Here is a 19,121-nt window from a genome sequence, read left to right on the forward strand (position 1 = left end):
TCCAGATTCTGACTACCGTTTAATTACTTCGCCAATGGCTGTCCGATAAAAAGTGTAGAGAAAATTGCCGCAAACACAGCAAGTGCCCATATCCATAGGTGTTTCTCTTTTTTAGATGTAAAAAAAGGCATACGTTCTATTTTTATAAACGTATGAAAATTTAAGCTTAGTAAAAAGAAGAATCGTTTTTAGTCTTGATCTCTATATAATTATTCTTTTTCATTAAAAATTATATATCTAATTACCTTTCGTAGATATGACCATCTCATTGTTAGAAGGCGGAGATAGGTTACCAATTTCAGAGTTTCTGTCCTTTCCTTTTAGATAACTATCAAAAAGAGCGACAGAATTTTCCTCGTTATATGCTTTGATACCAGAATTCAAACCTGCTACATCTTCGTGTTGTGTATTACTACCTTTTACCAGAACCATCATTCTAAAGGCATCAGCATTCATTTGATCATAGCCTTGCAGTCTCCAATTATCTTGCTGTATCGTTCCTGGTCCATTACTATCTTTTTCATCTTCGCCAATAATCATAAAAATAGCGGCTTGATCAATGCTACCATATCCATTAGGGTTTTGAGCAATACCAAATTGATCCGGAGCATATCCCGGAGGAGACATAGCATAAACCGCTTTAATTGAAGGTGCTAAATAATTGCCGTGTGTCATATTCATCCCTGCTGCAAGCATCCCTTCCATAGCTCCGGCAGAATGCCCCATATATCCCTGTTTAGCTCCGACAACATTCCCTGCAAAATCCCCATAATCTAATTGTCCATCAGCAATTTTTTGTGAAATAAACTGAATTTCTTCTCCGCGTAATCTGGCTATATTTTCAATATCATTTCCCGCATTTCTATGATCCACCTGAACTACAACATAACCTTCAGCAATAAAATTAGTTGCATAAGACACCAGTTTACCTCTATCATCACCCTGACCGTTTCCTCCTCGGGATAAAATAATGGGATACGTATCTCCCGTTAATTCCTTAGGATAATATACTCTATAGGGTAAACTTCCAAATGGTGCTTCTATAGAACTATCAAACTCGGATACCGTAAAATTGGTAATTTGTGGATCAACTGCAGAAGAATCATCCTCTGAACAACTGAATAGTAATCCTAATAAAAAGAAGAAGTACATGTTTTTCATCATATGTTTTACTTTTTAGACTGTTACTTTTTAGGTTGGTTTAATGTTGTTCACTTTTAATTGTCAATATCTTGTATCTCATCTGTAATCCAACCATAGATTTTTTTCTTTTTCTTAGAGTTGTATAGTAATCCGAATCTTCCGGTAATCTTTTTCTTTTGATTCGGATTTTCCAGAACTGCTTTAAAATATAAGGTGTTTGATCGCACCAAATTATAATCCACTTTTTTGATAATTGCTGTATTTAAGAAATCATAGTGAAGAGAATCCTTTAGAAGTATAGTGTCATTAGAATCAATCAAAATACGCTTATTCAGTTTTTCTGAGATTGATATATTAGGTATGTCATAAAGTGAAATTAAAAAATCACTAGCTACTAATTTTTGGTTTTCAAATGTCCTGACACCTAAAACGTTGATTACTCCTTTATCGTTACCAATCCTAACAGGAAAAGCATTGGTAATTGTATCAATCACAACAGTATTTGACACTATTGGGTCTTGTTCGGAGGTTGTAGTTTCCTCTTTTTTGGTATCCGGTTTGTCCGAACAAGAAACCAAAAAAATGACAACTATTATTTTAATAATTAGTTTTATATGTATTAAACGTTCGACACCTTGTTTTTGTTCATACTTTTTATGGATCATCATTCATAAGTTTATTGAATTACCATTAAGAGGCTTTCTTAATCTTTTATTTCTGTTTAGAAGTCATCTTATTGTTTTCTTCTTTTCATTAGGATTAAGTAATGTGTAATCTTTTCCAAATCAATTTCTAGTATGTCTTGTGTATGAAAACTAACAATTTTAAAATCACCATCTGTTCAGTTAAGATAAATGTATAAAAAAAGCACAAGTTTAACGACTTATGCTTGATTTGCTTTTCGTAGGATATCCACCTTGTTCTGATCTGGCTTTATTTCACCAGCTTAATTATGTTTTCAACCATTTCTACTCTTGCAGTAGTTAAAAAATTATTGAATTGTTCTTTAGTCATATTTGGATTCTCAATAAATTCAAAACTAGATGTCCAAACGATCATTGACTTTTCATAACCTAAATCAACTACTTTGATCATATTGTTCATATTCTTTGCCGGAACACCTTCAACAACTTGATAGGAATAAGTTCTAGTTGCATCATCAAAACCTGTAATCTTTTCTTTAAAATAACCGTTTCCATCTGAAGAAGTACAAACTCTTTCTCCACCAATTCCTTTTGGTCCTTTCCATTGCACTTTAGATACAAAAGATGACAACTCATCAATGTTATCCATTTTACGAATCTGTTCCCAGACTTCATCTGCAGAACTTTCTATTTTAGTTACTAAAGGGATTTGTGCTTGTAATACATTAGTAGTAGAAATTAATAGGATAAATAAAATTACTGCTTTTTTCATTGTTTTGATTTTTAGGATGTTATTAAAATTATTTGGTTTTTGTAATTTGAGTGGTTTAAGTTTTTATTACTGTAGCCTTTGGGTAGTTCTTCTTTATTTTTTTGTATTTGTCAGTTCCACCGGTAACGCGTTCTCCTGTCTCTATATAGTGCTTTAGACCAACAAGAGTTCCAGACATTTGTTTTTTAAATCCTCCTTTTGCAATGATTCCGAGAAAGGCAGGTTTTGTTCTAAATTGAAACTCATAGGACGCTGTCGAGGTACCATCCCCATTATCTTTTACTCTATAAAAAGCTTGAGAATTATCAAAGTTTAAAGGAAGTTTTGCTCCGTCGATAACTACATTACGCATTACCATGTTCTCGTTATCAATTTCAGCGATACGTTCTTTAGACCATTGTGCCCCTTTTGCATCGAAATTACATTTGCGCTCTGCACCTAATTCCCCTTTCAGAGATCCATTGGTATATTCTGATGTAAAGATATAGGGTGAAAAATTTGATATTTCTCCATAATCCAAAACCATGGCTTCCCATACTCGTTCGGGTATTGCGTTTATTTTCATTTCTACTTTAACTGTACGGAATTTCTTTTCCATACTTTGAGCTGATACATTAATATTCATTATGCTCATAAGAGCGATTACAAATATTGATTTCATTGTGATTTTCATAGTTTAAAATTTAAATGCTAATTCTTTGATACAGTATTTGAATTGGTGTTACAAAACTTAAGCAACTTTCTGTGACAATTTTTGCTGTTCTTTCTCTTTGTTTTGACTTGGTTTTCCTGTTTCGACAAAGTGCTTTAAATCGTTAGGAATATGCACAAGCTGTTTGTTCAATTGCATTCTCATCATAGGATTCATGATACTACCTATTAATCCCCTGGTTTTTACAACTAAATGCATCTCCACTTGAGTTCTATCAGCGCTTATCTTGGTGAGTTGCCAGTTGTTGATTGCTGTATCTACAAAAAATGGAAAGCCTTCGATAACTTCATATTCCAGGATATGTTTATTAGCATCAAATTCTCTGATGACTTCCTTAATTTTGCCAGATGGTAATTCGCAAGAACGATTATTTGATGGTGCACCATTGATTCTCGGAGGACTGAATGCTTTAGAATGATTTAGCCCTGATGCCCATTTATAGGCATCACCAAATTGATTCCCCAATACATCCCAAACGGCTTCTATTGGTTTGTTGATGATGATTTCTTTTTTAAATTCCATATCAATAAATTTTTAAATGAATAAATATTTACTGTTTTGATACGAGAATATTGAATGTGTTACAAAAGCAAAAAAAGTTGCTCTAAAATGAAGCAACTTTTTTAACTCATGAATACAAAAGAAAGGATCTCTGGTTATAATCTGAAATATCCTGATAACTTATCATTATTTATAAGTTCTTTAATAATTGTATCCTTATCAAAATTATCCTTAACTGGGTGTTCCTGAAACAATTTGGTATATGTGCTTGTAAAATCATCTAAGGCTTCTACGTGATTCTCCTCTACAAAATCTTTTACTTTCGTTTTAGTTTTAATATTGAATAGCATTTTTTCATCATCCAGAACTCCCATTTGTTTTAAAGCTTTTGCTTTTTTAGGACATCGACATGGATTATCTTTATTTACTAATCCACACTTATTGTTCATATAGTTGAACAAATCTTTTCTCGCTCTGTGAAGTTTTATCCTAAAATTTTGAGGACTTATGTCAAAAATAGCTGCTCCAAGAGCATGGTCAATTCCAAAACTTCCACCTAGAATAAATATGAGACGTTGTTCTCTGTTTAAACACATAATCATACCACTCATACACTGAATTTGCATTTCTTTCGATAATTCTTGATAGTTAATTTCTTCCTCAATACTTAGATCAGGATTTGGAACTTGCTCTAAACGTTCTCCATAATCATCAAAATCAGAAAATTGAGTTTCACCTTTTCTTCTTTTAGATTGCAAAAATTCATTAACGACAATACGATATAGCCAGGTTCTAAATTTACTTTTGAAATTGAACTGACCTAATTTGGTTATCACTTTAATCAGAACTTCTTGAGTTAAATCCTGCGCATCTACAGGATTATGACACATTTTCCAGGCCACGTTATAGATAAAAGGTTGATGATAGCTTATAATTTCATTCAAAGCTTCTTTGTTACCATCAATAGCTTGTTTAACCAAGATTTGCTGTTCTGTATCCGAATATGTTTTACTAAAAGGAAACTGCATAATAATAAGAGTTTTTTTGGTTTGATACAGAATAGTTGAGAGTGTTACAAAAGTTCGTAATTTTTAGCAACTACTCAACAATTTGAATGTAGTTAATATTGAAAAAGATCTTTCTTTTAAACAGCAACCTGAAATCAATTATACCTTTTATTGACAATAGTTACTTTTCGTCAAGAATTACTACTGTTTTATCTATTCTGTTAAGCCATGTTGAAATTGAAAAAATGTAAAAGCATTGATAAGACCATTTTTATTTTTTGTAAAATGATATGCTGAAATACTATTTGGCCGAAAAAATGTGGTCAAATAATGGTATTCTACTTTATACTTTGCATTATTCCAAGATTGTTCAAAATACAAATCATTTTTTTCAAAAGTCACTATTATTTTTAAATCTTGACCGTACTTTAGTCCTTCAGTTTGCTGATAGGTTCCAGTAATATTTTTAATCATCTCTTCATCGTAAGATGCTATCTCTCTATCTTTTTTACTAATGAATTTTCTTTTGGTTATGTCATATTCATAACCTCTAGAGAGCGTATAAAATTGTTTGTTATTTTTTTCTAATGGATAGATCGTATCTCTTTCTTCAGACCATCTCGTAGCATCATATATGGTAACATAACTTTTACCTATCACTCTAAATTTATTTTCATTTAAAATAATCGCAGTGTTTTGATCAATTCCAATACCTAAAATATCTGGTCTTTTATTTTTTAATTCAAACATATCAAATTGTCTATTTCTAGCAATATGATGCTGGTCAATAGCAAAATTGCTGATGAACCCAAATCCCGTTTGATAATCTCCTAGCATCTTGGTTGAATCCTTAGAATCACCTCTAACAAGAATATCCCCCATAATAGAAGCTCCAGCGGAAGTACCTGCAACAACTTTTCCTTGATTTAATAGGGATTTTAGAGAGCGTTGAATTTTTGTACCGTTATAGGCCTTGGCCAAACGCCATTGCCTACCACCGGTGATCCAAACTCCATCAGCAGATAATAGTATTCTATTTAGGGAATCACTGTTGGCAACATCAAATTCTCTGGTATGAACAACATTAATGTTTTTAAAACCAATATCCTTAAATGGTTTTTTCAAAAAGTCCATATCACGTTCTGAGTCGATATATTTATCTTCCATCGCTGTAGGAATGATAACAATATTGCTTTCAATGCTACCCACTAGGCCAGCAAATACTGAAATAAAGAAGTCGTTGGTACAGTCACCACCCATAATTAGCATAGTACCCTTTGTAGTCATTACGCTATTCTTTTGTGAAAACAATGATATGGAGACTAGTGTAGTAATAACTAATAATACTAAATGCGTGAATTTCATTTTTTGCTTTCTAATTACCGTCCACGAATTCGTGTACAGTTTGTTACGTATTTTATACAACTAAAGTAGCAAATAAAAGCTAATAGAAAATCAACGAAGATTTTAGTAAATAGGATAGTATTAACCATAAACTATGTCTAATGAAGTCAACAATCTTGTGTTTAATAATATATGGTTCTTTCAGATTTTGCAAGTATCAATTGGTTATTTCCAGGGTAAAAACCATTCATAGCCGGTAACGTTTCGAATTTTCTAATCATTTCTTCTTTCTCTATTTTTGAACTTTCATTCTCACAATCTTCGGTTTCTTTTTCGTAATGTATCTTACCATTTGATAGATTATAGTCAAAAATGAAAAAATAATCACAGGGAGAACCAAAATTTACGGTTGCTCCGATTAACTCAAAAGCTCCATTTTGATATCTAAATCTATGCGTGTAATTCCATTTTTGACGACTTCCACCAAAATGACTAATTACAATACAATTTCTTTCAATTGAAATTCCCTCAAAAGGGTCTCCCATCATTCCACCGTGTTCACTAGGTAATATTGCTCCAACTGATTTTTTCCATAATTCCCATCTGTCATTGTTTTTCTTGTAAATATATATTTGTCTCTCTGTTCCAAAATCAGTATTCTTTTCAGTATCGTAGACTATCACTTTTTCAGGAATTTCATCTTTGTCTAAATCGCCTTCTGTTTCACCAAGAATTCTAAAGGATTTTGGTGTTTTTATGGTTTCATTTTTTTCATTTTCCTGACTTTTACTAGGTGAAAACGAAAAAATAAATAAGATTAAAATGGATATGGATATTTGTTTATTCATATAACTGGCTGCACTTAAATATTTTAAAGTGATCATTATAAGGTAATTAAAATAAAAACATTACTCTAAGAAACTGAGCTAGTGCTTGTCATAGAATAAAATTCAATAAAGCAATTCCCAAAAGATCAAGATGAAATGTTGTTATTAAAGTTTTGAATTTGATTTTTGTCATTTTATTACTAACAATTTGTTTATGAATAGACAATTGTCTTTCATAGAGGACTATCAAAAGTTTTCCAATCAGTTGTTTTTAATGACTTTCCGTCTATATTCATTGGCGTAAACCTGACTTTATATTTACCTTTACTTTTATAGGTAAAAGCTCCTGAACACATTCCGCGTCCAACATTAAGTTTGCCATTCGATTCTTTAATATAGAATACATTTTTGATATCAGTATTTAGGTCAACAACCTCTGTCTTATACCAAATTTCAGAATTCGATTTGTTTTTTACATTAAAGATTACGTTGGCAGATGGGCCTCCAGCATAATAGATAACTTCGGTCTTTTCAAATTCAAGATTCAGATTGGAATTAAGCGGTTCAAGTGCTTTTTTGTCCGTTGTTTTCCAGTAAACTTTTTCTCTTTCTTTTTTATCACTACCATATTCTCTAATTGCGACCCTTTCATTTTCTTTTTGGTCAGAGTATTTAAGAAAGTAAGTTGTATTGGGTTTCAATTCGGAAACCGGTCGAAAAATGGCTTGAGTAAGGCGCATTTGTCCTTTTAAAATTTCTTGAAGGTTTAGCTCTATTAATTGGCCATTTTCACTTTCAAGATAAATTGTTGTGGCTTTAAAACTATTAATTGTCTTCTGACTTAAAGCGTAACCTTGAATAATAAACATCGAATTTAAGCTAATTTCTTTTGTTGAAGGAAAGAATTGCATTCCTTTACCCATACAATCCGCAAAAGCAGATTTTACACCCAAAGTAAAGAGCAAAATAAAAATGAATTTCTTCATGATGTTAGTTTTCTAACTTTTATCAAATATCGTTCCGTTCATATTATGGTTAACGTCTATTGCATGTTGCGTTTGCTTCCATATGGGCAGCTATGTTTCGTTCTATAGTGCTGTGGTGTTGCTCTTACTTTAGATATTTTATTTAGAAACTGCTTATTTGTAAAGTTTATTTTTGAAGCCATAGCTACTCATTACTAATCTTCCCAAACAATTTCAAAACCAACACCTTTTAAATTATTATTCTCAATAAATGATTTGAAGTTTTCAGAGCCATCTTATAAACTTTCCTAATCAATAAAATCTTAATTTGATATGATACTCTTTTAAACTGATTTCAACATTTTAGAAAAATTTAATTCAACTACCATACAATTCTCAATGGCTTACAACGGTTAATATATGCCTATTGCTGCCGTTTAGAGAGCATTATCGCATATACAATGTTGTACTCAGTAATATTAGTTTGTCGAAATCCATTTTAATGCATGCTCTAACGTTGTGTCCTTACCTTTTAATAAATCATCTATTGTTTGAGTAATTGGTATATCAGGAATAATCCCTCTTCCTGAATTTTGAAAATCTACATTCAATTCTGAATAGATTACAGGTAATTTCACTTCGATTTTGGAATTGGGTAGCATAAGAGTCAATATATCATTAGCAACAATGCCCACCGGATTTCCACCGGATTCCTCACCAATAAATATTGCTTCTGTATAGGCTTTAATAAGACCAATCAATTGACCCGTCGTGGAAGATGAACTTGCATTCATTAAAATAAACAATTCCATATTGTATGCATATTTATTGGGCATTAACTTAGTATCAACAGCACCCTTGACGAAATACTTACCTTCTCTTTCAACCAGATTCTGTCGTTTAAAATGCTTAAAGTAAATATCATCTTCAAAATATTCATGGTTAAAAATATTATCAGTAATTGCATATTCCAATTTATAAGGAGTTATCGTTTCGTTAATTAGATATTCCAATAATTGATTTGAAGCCTCTGGATATCCACCCATATTGTCTCTTAAATCAATTAACAGCGTACTGATATCTTTAGTATCGATTTCTTGAAAGGTCTCTCTTAAAAATCTTTTGAACAACTTTGGATTGGAAAGCGAAAATGTCCTTACAGTTATAATGCCTATATCATCGACAACTTCAAATCTATAGTCTTCTCTGCCATTTGTTAAAGTTGTATTTCTTGATTTCCTATTCTTTGAGATTTCTTTTAGAGTGATAGCCTCTATCACTGCTATGCGTGATTTGCCTCCTGAATCGATATATCTAACTTCGAAGGTTTCCGGAAAGCCAAAGTAATACCCAAAATATCGACTGAAGCCTCTGCTTGCCCTATAAACTGGTTGTGTTTTATTGTAGCCGTCTGTGGTAATATTTTCAAGAAACTTATGGATAATTGAAGATACTTCCAACCCATTGATAGCTGTTACGATACTTCCTTCTCCAATAAGATATTCCTTAGACACATCTTCTAAGACATATAAAGTATCATTCTTGTAGAAAAAGCTAAATGGCAGTCTTTTAGTTTCTGTTGAGATAAATTCAACAAATGATTTGGGAGGTAAAATATTTGTATGATTATTCCCCACCATAGGAAGAATCGGTGTCAGAATCTTATAGAATTCTATAGGGCTCATTTCATTTTTAATCAACTTCTTTGCATTAATGAAAAAAGAATCTAATTTCTGTTCTGATGTATAAAGAAAAAGTTGGGGATGATTCTGTCGTAGACTTGATTCAAAAATTTGAAAATCCTCCAAAAGCTGTTCTTTTTTCAGAGTTTCTTGGGCAACTAAGCAGTTCGAACTACTAAAACAGGAAAAAACTAGAATTGTAAAAAAAGGTACAAGTATTTTCTTCATTTTACTTTTATGTTCGTTAAGATACATAGTTTACACAATGTAAATATATGTATCATATCGGAGTTAAATGTTACCAAACCATCTACATTTTATGCGCATTGGTTGCTATATTTTTCGTTTTGCAAGCATTGCGCCTTAACAAAAATACAACAACCAATCATTCATCACTTAGCCGCTATGACAGCATAAATGTGGTTGTACAAGGTGTTTTTATTTATATTATAATCCGATTATATCTTTCTGTATTTCTTTGCGCCATTTTTTTCCATACTTCTTGTCAAGGTATTCAAAAACAGTTTTATTTTTAATACTCTTGTATTGTTGTAAGTCAATTGGTTTTTCAAGAAAAGAGACCAGTTTTTTGTTTCTTAGATATTTTTTTTCCTGTTTATCCGGTTTCGGAAGTAATTCGAGCCTGTCCGATTTTAATTCATCTGATTTATTTTGAGTTTCCTGTTTGCAACCAAAACTTGTTAAAATTAATATAGTAAAAATTACTAATTCCATTGTAGTCAAAAATGTTGTACAACGGTTTGGTATATGGTTTTTTACGTATTTTATACAACTAAGGCAGCAAATAAATCACAGATAGAATATTCGCAAGTAGCCAAGAATAAGCAATTACTTTTCATAAGACGTGGTGTTGGCAATAGTTACTTTTTTAATTTTTTATCTTATTCTATTTTTTTAAAGAGCCCGTCTAAAATCTCATCTTTTTCATCTAAAAGATGATCTTTAATAATAATATTGGGAACAACACCTTTGTTATTATCAATACCACTTACTCGATTAATTTTTCCTTTAGATATGTCCACACTTATACCTGTTTTAGGTAACTTGTAGTTAAAAATAGAAGCATAAAGGTTAGGATATTCTCCTGTTTCTTCTCCTACTATAGTGCCAAAACCGTGATCCTGAATTTGAGCAGTAGTAACTGTAGATTGTGAATAAGATTGACGATTGACTAATACATATACTTTGCCTTGATAACGTTTAGCTATAGGTTGTGGCTTATAAAAACCAAAATCGTAGTCATAAATTTCTCCATTTTTATGCTCCAAGATATATTTCCAATATTTTTGAGTAGTATCTTTGGTTTGTCTAGTGTTTTCTTTTAATAAAGTACTAGTTTTAAGTTGAAACTTAGATGACCATAGAAAAGGTTTGTTAGCAATGTAAGAAACTAAATAATCTCCAAACTCATTATCTCCTCCTGAGTGATTTCTTAAATCGATAATCAAGTTTTTTTTATTTTTTATTTCTATAAATGAAGAATCTATAAACTGTTTGAACTTATTTAAATTTCCTCCAAAATCCCCAGGTCTTATATATGCTGTATTATTTGAGAGCATTTTTAATAGTTTATCATGCTTTATAATATCATCACGTTTCATTTCATATTCTTCTTTAGCCTTTATAGACTTAAGCTTGTATGTTGATCGCTCCCCTTTTTGGATGACCATTACCATAAAAGTGATTTGCTCTCCAAAGACTAGCCAATATAACCTTGGGAGCGTTAAATTTTCTAACTGTGCATTTTTAAAATATAAACGTTCAGCCGAAATTTGAGGATATATTTTCTTAAGAATTTTATTTATTGGTATATTATTAATGTTTGTTAATTCATCACCAATCTTTATATTCGAGTTCTTTGACCAGTTTTTTCTAATCAAAACCTTACCATTTTCAATTGCTACTTCTAGGGGGAAAATAGTACCTCCATTTTGGGCAAAGGAAATATAGGGTTGGACAGGAAATGGAATCCTTGTGTGCCCATTATTAGCTTTTGACACAATTTTTTGAAATATTTTCACACCTTCTAAAATACTAAAGCTATCCTTTTTAACTTCATGTTTAACTTTGCTGTAGTTTTCTTCAAATTCAGATTTACTTGTGTATGCGTATAGGTTGATATGCGTGTTTTCTAGAGAGGTTTTTAAAAATTCTAGATCAGATAATATATCTGTTTTTGAAAATTGATTTTGTACTTTGAAATTAGTTCGGTTTATGCTTTTACAACTAAGTATTAAAGAAATTAAAATTACGATATAATATTTATTCATGATGCGTTGAATTTGTGTGCAAAACTATACACCATTTTAGTGCTAATCGTCCAGATGCTTCTATTAGGACTTGTTTTTTAATTTTTTAATATATTGTGTAGGAGTTAGTTGTGTGATTTTTTTAAAAGTATTGTTAAAAGTAGATTTAGAATTAAATCCACTTTCAAAAGCTAAACCTAAAACAGAGAATTTTTGAAAATTATAGGATTTAGCAAGTTGTTTAAATTCATTAACCCGGTAAGAGTTAACTAAATCATAGAAATTTTGAGAATAATTTTGATTGATTTTTAAAGATACTAGTTTAGGCTTCATATTAAGCAACTCAGCAAGCATGTTAAGATTTAATTCTGGGTTAAGATAAGGTTTTTGAGCATCCATTAACTCATTAAGTCTTGATATGAAAACTTTGTCTTTCTCAACAAAATTTGCTTTAGTTTTTTTAGGAAGTTGTTTTAAGGAAATAAAATCGCGTTCTTTTTGAAGATAACCTTTAAATCCTATCCAGAACGTTGCTATAGATAGAATTACAAAGTTCGGTAAAAAATAGTATTCTCTTAAACTACGGTCGAATACAAATCGATCTATTTCCGTTATAACATTCCATAAAACAAAATAGGAAGCATAAATAACTATTGGAGTTTGGAGCCATCTAAGAGTAAGATTATCAATTTTTGAATAATATTCTTTAAGCCGTTTCTGGTGTTTTACTAAAATGGTTAATGAAATAAAACTATAAACAAGAATAGAAATTATTCCTAGCCATTGTTGGGTTAAATATACATATGAATAGGTTGGTAGTACATCTAAATACAAACCATCAGATCCAGTTCTGTAAAAAGTAGTTCTGTAAAAAATAAACTCCAAAACTAATGGAAAAAAATGCAGGTAATGTATTCGTTTAAATTCAAAATTTGGATCACTAATACATTTTGTGTAAAAATAGAGCGAGGGCCCAATACCAAAGAGCATTTCTAATTGAATATAGCGAAATACATATAATAACCCCTGATCTTTTAATACGTTTACTAAAACAATATTTATAACAATAAGCGCAAAAAAAAAGACTAGTAAAGCTAGAAAAATATTAGCGAGTCGTCTAGGGCGTTTAAAAGCAATTAAACCACTCAAAATCAATGCTTGCAGACCAAATACACACATAATAGTGAATAAAACGGGATTGGACGTAATCATTTTAAATTAGTTTTAATTGTTGCCAACGGTCTTGTGCATGATTTCGTTGCGTATCTAAGCACTAAAATTAGCAAATAAATCACAGATAGAATATTCCGCAAGAATGCTCGTAAGTTGGTAAGAATAAGCAACTAGTTTTCATAGGACACGGTGTTGGTGGTAGTTTTATTTTAATTTATTCAACCAGTTTGTGATTGAGTCCAGAAATCCGTCACATCTAATATATTCCCAATTGCTCTCTTCAAACTCATAAATACCTCCTGTTTTAGCCTGCCACATATTGTGATTACAATTTGGAAAGGTTTTAATTGTCAAATCAGTGTTCGCTTCTAGTGTATTTTCATAGAGCTTCTTTGCCTTTTTCCAATCTACAGTCATATCAGTTTCTCCAAATAAAGCAAGTACTGGAATATTAATTCTTGATAACATTTGGTCAAAATTTTCCACATATAATGGTAATTCGGTTTCTTTATCTAAAGCTAACTTCTTTAGTTTTTTTTGATATTTATAATAGCTTTTCTCATTTATACCGCCATTTGTTATTTTTTGCCAAAATTTATTTTTTTGAAGATTTTTGGTTGCCGATAGGTAGTACTCATAACTTGCTTCTCCACGAGATAATAAAATACTGTTATGCCATTCACTAGCAATAATGTTAATGGAATCTCGGGGATGACCATTGAGGTGTAAATTTTGTTCCAATAGATATTTAAAGGTTTCATCATCATCCACTCCACTAACTGAAATCCAAAAATCAATTTTTTCGAATTGGTCAATAACTATGGGACTAATCCAACCAGCTCTACTGATTCCCTATAAGCCTATTTTGTTAGAGCCACTTATCTTATTTTCTTCCAGGTTTTTAATGGCAGCAATCACTTCCAAAGCTTCATTTTCAACAGATCTTCCGTTCTTATAAATTCCTTCACTATTTCCACAGCCCATTTTGTCCCACATATAAGTGGCGTAACCCGCTTTCATTATTGCAACCCGAACGTCATACCACCAATTACCTTCGACTGCATTTGTTTTTCCGTCTCCATGAACGATTAATACAATTCCCTTTGGTTCTGAGTCTTTTGGAAAATTTAAAACCCCTGATAGCTTAATCTCCTCAAATTCAAAATCAATCAGTTTTTGCTTACCCATATTAATTTTCAACTTGAAGCTAACGCTAAACGAACAATGGGGTTTAATGTATTTTTATTTTAATCAAGTCGTTTTCTTTTATTGAATTCTAAAGCAATTTTTTATCTGTTATATATTATATCTCCATTTTCATTGTAAACTGAATCATATGGAAGAAGTATATTTAATAGTTCGGTAAAATTCTCAGCCAGTTTAAACGACAAGAGAGCGTCTGACTCTATAAATATTATTGTAGGTTCTATTATACAGTCTCTATAATCAAAAGCTAACCAAGTATGTCCATCTCCTTCTAAAGGAATAATGTCATTTGGTAATCCCCATTCTACTGCAAGAGATTTGCCATAAAGGATACTTTTTGTGTCATTTTCGTCAAGAGATATTCTATATATAGAATTTATTGTCCAAAACCCTTCGCCTAGATAGTATTTTAAATTATCCGGTATAGTTTCATTAATTGGAATAACAGAATAATCTTCAAAGTAGTTTTTATTATAGTTCTTGATGAAGTCCTTATAAGATTCTGGAAGTGAATACCCTAACTTTTCCTCAACTGATTTTATTTTTTCGTCGGTTAATAATATCTCAATTTTGTTATAGTTAAGATATTTTTTAACAAGACTAAGAACTTCGCTAGCTTGAGAATCAAAATTTAACTCTATGAGTCTATAAAATATATCACTATTAAATTTATCTTCTGATTCACCAATTAAAACGGCCTCAAAACTAAGATATTCACTAAAAAAAACATCACGAAATTCTATAGTAGTGATTCTTTGTTCCATTAAGTCAATTAAAATTGATAACACTTTCTCTTTCATAATTTTTATGTTCGTTAAGATACGCTGTTTTGTATAAGATTAGTCGCCTCGTTTAACGACGAATTTAGCAAATACAAACCGAATAGCAGAACCACGAGGTTTTTTTTAAGTATACGAGTATTAGCAATTAATTTTCTTTCCAATGATTCATTTTAGCGATAAGTTCAGGATAAAGACAAGAATTTTTCCCGTCTTCTGAAACTAAAATTCGAACTGTATCTCCGATTGTTTTATTGTTAGTCAATGCAAAATTATTAGTGCGTGATTTTCCTATTTCTTTTGTTCCATTAACATCATATTCATAATACACATCCATTGATGACCCAAATTTGGAGAATGTAAAACCCTTATTTTGATTTATAGAAATAATTTTTCCTTCTTTTAATTTCCCCATTTTATACAAGTCAATTTCTTTTTTAATTCGTAAAAATAAAAGACAGAAAAATACTAATCCAACTAGCATAGCTGCTCCGGCAATATATTTCATAAAATCCATACTAAATGAGTACTGCTCAAATCCCAGTACAATTGAATTTCCATTCAATTGTTTAATTGGAATTACATCTCCTATTTTTAAATTCTTAATCTTTATTGGGTCAAAAACACTAAATCTAGAATGTATTATTTGTCCATTTAAATCAAATTTATAGGTTAAAATTGTTGGGTTATTTCCATTTATTGTGACATTCTCAATTGGCTCAATTTCGGTCAAAACTGCACTTTCGTTTGTTCCACTAGATTCTATCTTTTCAACATTTTCAACATAAGGAAAACTACTTTTGAATGAGTTCATCATTAAGGTTAAAGGAAGGAAAAGGAGCAATGAAAATGTAATTCCTTGAAAAGCAGAAAGTAATAAAATTGGTCTAATTTTAGCTCTTTGCCAAATGGTTTTAAGATTAGTTTTTCTATTTCTCAAAAGTTTATATTTTTTATTTACATTTTAGTTTTATCACTTAAACTGCTATTACGCATACCGTATTGTAGAACGTTTTATAGGTTCTTCTTTAATTATTCTTTCCCGTTTTTGGCATCGGTAAGTCCCTTTTGCATTTCTTTTTCGAATTGCGAATTTGGATATTTGGTAAGTCCTGCCTTAAAATATTTGATGGCATTTTGGTAATCTTTATGCTTTAAATAAAATTGCCCAAAACGATTTTGCCAATAGGCCGATGAATATCTTTTTGTTGTTAAAACATCTTTAAATTCGGTCATGAAAAAAGTAAAATACTCAAAGTTGTTTCTTTTCCAGGCTAACCAAATGAGCGCATCTTTTGTGCTGTTATCTATTTGTTTATCCATACCAAATCGTTCTGCCCGTTCTTCAAAATAGGAAGTCAGGTAGTCCATTCCGCCTAAATCAATATACTGTTGTATGCTTTCAAAAACTGGCGAATTATAATTATGGTAATAGTATTTTAGTCCCTTATAGATTGACAAATGGGCCAAGGATTCGTGTATTTCGTCATCAAACAAACTGTAGTTCCAAATAAGGTTTTTGGGTGCATTAGTCTTTAATATTTCATAGAACGCGTCTGTAGAACCTATATAATAAATATCCTTTTTGGAGTTAGCCATAAACAGGTACACATCTTTTTCTGTGGCAAACGCTTTCACTTGATCTTCGGTGGCATAACCTCCATTAGTGATGATAGCTCCATTAAAGGTTTTACTTTGTTGTAGTATTAATCCGCTTAGGTAATAAGCAGCCGCTTCCCATCCAAAAATCACTCGGTCATCGCTTGTCCTGAAATTGGAGTCTACATAACGAACAACTTCTTTAACTAAAAAATCAGTGAACTTTTCATTTTCGTCACCAAATAGATCTTGTCTTTGTGAATTGCTGGTATTGATTCCTACTACAATCATTTCTGGAATAGCACGAGGAGTTTTCATAGCTTTCTGAATCGCTACACCACTTAAAAAAAACCATTGTCCATCTAAGACATATAGTACAGGATATTTCCCTGTGGAATCTGAATAACTATCCGGTGTATAAATTTGAATCGTTCTATTCTGATTTAATATTGAAGACTTAATTGTGTGATTTTCACCAACACTAACTACAGAACTATCCTCCTGTGATATACACAGCCCTGTATTTATAAAACAAAACATGGTGAAAATGAGTAAGCTTTTCATAGAGTGAATTTGTTTTTTTATTGTTCCTAATGTTCTAACTTTTTGTTTATGTTTCGTTTGCCAGCCGAAGCTGGCATATGTAATATACAAATTGTTAGTTTTTCGTTTGTTTACAATTTTTTTCAATCAACTCTTTAGCATTTTCATTACCTAACTTTTGAGATTCAAATAGATCTTCACATCCTTCGTTATTCATTCCATAGGATAAAAAAATTATCCCTCTCCAATAATAACTCAAGGCCAATTCATAATTTTTTTCAACACAAAAATCGAAATCTTCGAATGCAAGTTTTAAGCTATCGATATTGTACCTAGCTATTCCTCTCTCAAATCTTATTTTTTCCATTTTCACGTCAAACTCGAACCCCAAATCAACAAAAGAATTTTCAGATAAGTCCATATAGATAGACTCGGTTCCTTTGGTTTTAATTGCTTTTTCACAATCTTCGATTGCCCCTTTAAAATCATTGATCACATTTTTAACATTCCCTCTATTTATATAGGCAAGTGTATTACGCTCATCAAGTTCGATTACTTTGGAATAGTCTTTAATTGAACCTTCATAATCTTTTAAAATTGATTTATCAAGAGCCCTGTTTAATAAAGCATAAATATTTTCTGGATCTTTTTCAAGAGCTTTATCTAGAAGAGTAATAGCTTCTTTATATCTACCTTCATTTTCAAGATTTTCGGCTTCTGCGTTATAATCGGATGAGGATTTGAAATCACAAGAAGTAAAAGTTATAATTATAAGTGGTAGTATTAATAATATTTTTTTCATTAAATTTTAAATAGAACTAATGTATTTCTTATTTCTAATTTTTCAATTACACGGTTTTATTCAAGACGAGTCGAATGCAACCTAACGTTTCTTGTATGTTACGTTTGTCTACCGAAGGTGGTATATGCAATATACAATTTGTTATACACTTTTTATTTAACAACAATATCCATCAGAAAAGACAGCTACTGGTTTTACGATTTGGTTATCATCAGCTTCAGAACTTAAATATAGATAAGTTCTGACTGATTTTTCTCCATAACTTATAATATAGTCTAGTTTTCCATCTTGATCTATATCACCTTCCCAAACTAAACAAGTAGGAGAATAATAAGTAATAGATCGATGAGCTGAATTAATAATTTGTTTTTTGTTTTTAGATTTTAAGATTAATTCGGGGTACATAGCCGTTCCTGAAATTTGAAGTTTATCAAAATCTTCAAAATTACTACCTTCAAGACATTTGCCCCGTTTACCATTAATAAACCCTTTTTTCAGGTTTATCTTACTACCTATTATGAACATTAAATTTTCATTATTATTGGTGCTAATCGTATAATCTTCAATTGCCATATAATCAGGAATAAAATCTCTAAAATATGAATAGCTCAATTCAATTGTTTTAAATTCAAAATGATCACCTATTTGATATAAGCCCAACCAGTTCATGTTTTTGACAGACCAAAAGTTATTGTGACAATAGCTACCAGGAAATAACAAAATAAAATTTTTGTTTAAGTCCAACTCGGAATCATCCAATACAATATTTTTAAGAGAAGCAATTTCTCCTAAATACGCATCGAAGAGATAACCTTCATAATTCTTATATTTTATTTTCACCCAATTTCCAACAATGTGGTTTTTGATTTTTTCCTTTCTATTACGGTATAAAATGTTTTCACCAATAGTATCTATACCAAAAGATTTGTTTTCAGTTATTTCTATTTTAGTTGCAAATGGTAATTTGACAAGAATTTTAGATTTCAAATTCGGAGCTTCTCTCAAATTTACGCCAGTAGTTGAAACTACGGAATATGTTCCTTTATGAACGTTGCTTTTTGGTTCTTGAGAGTAAGTAGAAAAATTTAAAAAAGACAAAAGAGAAAGGATTATGGTAATTCGCATGAAGGGTTAGTTTAGATTTCAAATATG

Annotated in this window: 20 protein-coding genes; all 20 read right to left on the reverse strand. The window is 31.0% G+C overall.

The window, feature by feature from the left end:
- Positions 1-237: 237 nt before the first annotated feature.
- On the reverse strand, positions 238-1,164 hold the full coding sequence (locus tag ACFSR1_RS02235) for a hypothetical protein (RefSeq protein WP_378289200.1): 927 nt from the start codon (positions 1,162-1,164) through the stop codon (positions 238-240).
- Positions 1,165-1,217: 53 nt separating this feature from the next.
- Entirely contained in the window at positions 1,218-1,808 is a 591-nt protein-coding gene (locus ACFSR1_RS02240; protein WP_378289202.1) for a hypothetical protein, read from the reverse strand.
- A 268-nt stretch (positions 1,809-2,076) separates the two neighbouring features.
- Positions 2,077-2,559, reverse strand: a complete 483-nt coding sequence (locus tag ACFSR1_RS02245) for an SRPBCC family protein (protein WP_378289204.1) — start codon at positions 2,557-2,559, stop codon at positions 2,077-2,079.
- A gap of 55 nt (positions 2,560-2,614) precedes the next feature.
- Complete coding sequence (locus ACFSR1_RS02250; RefSeq protein ID WP_378184087.1) at positions 2,615-3,220, reverse strand: SRPBCC family protein; 606 nt, start codon at positions 3,218-3,220, stop codon at positions 2,615-2,617.
- A 69-nt stretch (positions 3,221-3,289) separates the two neighbouring features.
- Complete coding sequence (locus ACFSR1_RS02255) at positions 3,290-3,793, reverse strand: SRPBCC family protein (protein ID WP_378289206.1); 504 nt, start codon at positions 3,791-3,793, stop codon at positions 3,290-3,292.
- A 134-nt stretch (positions 3,794-3,927) separates the two neighbouring features.
- Positions 3,928-4,800 (reverse strand): RNA polymerase sigma factor, encoded by an 873-nt coding sequence (locus ACFSR1_RS02260; protein WP_378184083.1) that lies wholly within the window; start codon positions 4,798-4,800, stop codon positions 3,928-3,930.
- Between the two features lie 192 nt (positions 4,801-4,992).
- The gene (locus ACFSR1_RS02265) at positions 4,993-6,144 is read right to left on the reverse strand and encodes a cyanophycinase (RefSeq protein WP_378289208.1); all 1,152 of its coding nucleotides are present in this window, start codon (positions 6,142-6,144) and stop codon (positions 4,993-4,995) included.
- Positions 6,145-6,305: 161 nt separating this feature from the next.
- Complete coding sequence (locus tag ACFSR1_RS02270) at positions 6,306-7,007, reverse strand: hypothetical protein (protein ID WP_378289210.1); 702 nt, start codon at positions 7,005-7,007, stop codon at positions 6,306-6,308.
- A gap of 176 nt (positions 7,008-7,183) precedes the next feature.
- On the reverse strand, positions 7,184-7,936 hold the full coding sequence (locus ACFSR1_RS02275) for a hypothetical protein (protein WP_378289212.1): 753 nt from the start codon (positions 7,934-7,936) through the stop codon (positions 7,184-7,186).
- A 458-nt stretch (positions 7,937-8,394) separates the two neighbouring features.
- Positions 8,395-9,825, reverse strand: a complete 1,431-nt coding sequence (locus ACFSR1_RS02280) for a S41 family peptidase (RefSeq protein ID WP_378289214.1) — start codon at positions 9,823-9,825, stop codon at positions 8,395-8,397.
- 219 nt (positions 9,826-10,044) lie between these two features.
- Positions 10,045-10,332 (reverse strand): FEKKY domain-containing protein, encoded by a 288-nt coding sequence (locus ACFSR1_RS02285; protein WP_378289216.1) that lies wholly within the window; start codon positions 10,330-10,332, stop codon positions 10,045-10,047.
- 167 nt (positions 10,333-10,499) lie between these two features.
- On the reverse strand, positions 10,500-11,888 hold the full coding sequence (locus tag ACFSR1_RS02290) for a S41 family peptidase (RefSeq protein ID WP_378289218.1): 1,389 nt from the start codon (positions 11,886-11,888) through the stop codon (positions 10,500-10,502).
- Positions 11,889-11,951: 63 nt separating this feature from the next.
- Entirely contained in the window at positions 11,952-13,079 is a 1,128-nt protein-coding gene (locus ACFSR1_RS02295) for a helix-turn-helix domain-containing protein (RefSeq protein ID WP_378289220.1), read from the reverse strand.
- Positions 13,080-13,244: 165 nt separating this feature from the next.
- Positions 13,245-13,811 carry a dienelactone hydrolase family protein gene (locus ACFSR1_RS02300; protein WP_378289222.1) on the reverse strand — a complete coding sequence of 189 codons (567 nt, stop codon included), beginning with the start codon at positions 13,809-13,811 and terminating at the stop codon, positions 13,245-13,247.
- A gap of 81 nt (positions 13,812-13,892) precedes the next feature.
- Positions 13,893-14,228, reverse strand: coding sequence for an alpha/beta hydrolase family protein (locus ACFSR1_RS02305; protein ID WP_378289224.1), 336 nt, complete (start codon positions 14,226-14,228; stop codon positions 13,893-13,895).
- Between the two features lie 101 nt (positions 14,229-14,329).
- Positions 14,330-15,046: an SMI1/KNR4 family protein gene (locus ACFSR1_RS02310; RefSeq protein WP_378289225.1), complete on the reverse strand. Its 717-nt coding sequence runs from the start codon at positions 15,044-15,046 to the stop codon at positions 14,330-14,332.
- Between the two features lie 127 nt (positions 15,047-15,173).
- On the reverse strand, positions 15,174-15,965 hold the full coding sequence (locus ACFSR1_RS02315) for a hypothetical protein (protein WP_378289227.1): 792 nt from the start codon (positions 15,963-15,965) through the stop codon (positions 15,174-15,176).
- A gap of 92 nt (positions 15,966-16,057) precedes the next feature.
- A complete protein-coding gene (locus ACFSR1_RS02320) occupies positions 16,058-17,188 on the reverse strand; it encodes an alpha/beta hydrolase-fold protein (protein ID WP_378289229.1) in 1,131 nt (376 codons plus the stop codon).
- A 94-nt stretch (positions 17,189-17,282) separates the two neighbouring features.
- Complete coding sequence (locus ACFSR1_RS02325) at positions 17,283-17,969, reverse strand: tetratricopeptide repeat protein (RefSeq protein ID WP_378289231.1); 687 nt, start codon at positions 17,967-17,969, stop codon at positions 17,283-17,285.
- A gap of 156 nt (positions 17,970-18,125) precedes the next feature.
- Positions 18,126-19,067, reverse strand: a complete 942-nt coding sequence (locus ACFSR1_RS02330; protein ID WP_378289233.1) for an SH3 domain-containing protein — start codon at positions 19,065-19,067, stop codon at positions 18,126-18,128.
- Positions 19,068-19,121: the final 54 nt, after the last annotated feature.

It is taken from the genome of Aquimarina rubra, assembly GCF_042684305.1.
GTDB lineage: Bacteria > Bacteroidota > Bacteroidia > Flavobacteriales > Flavobacteriaceae > Aquimarina > Aquimarina rubra.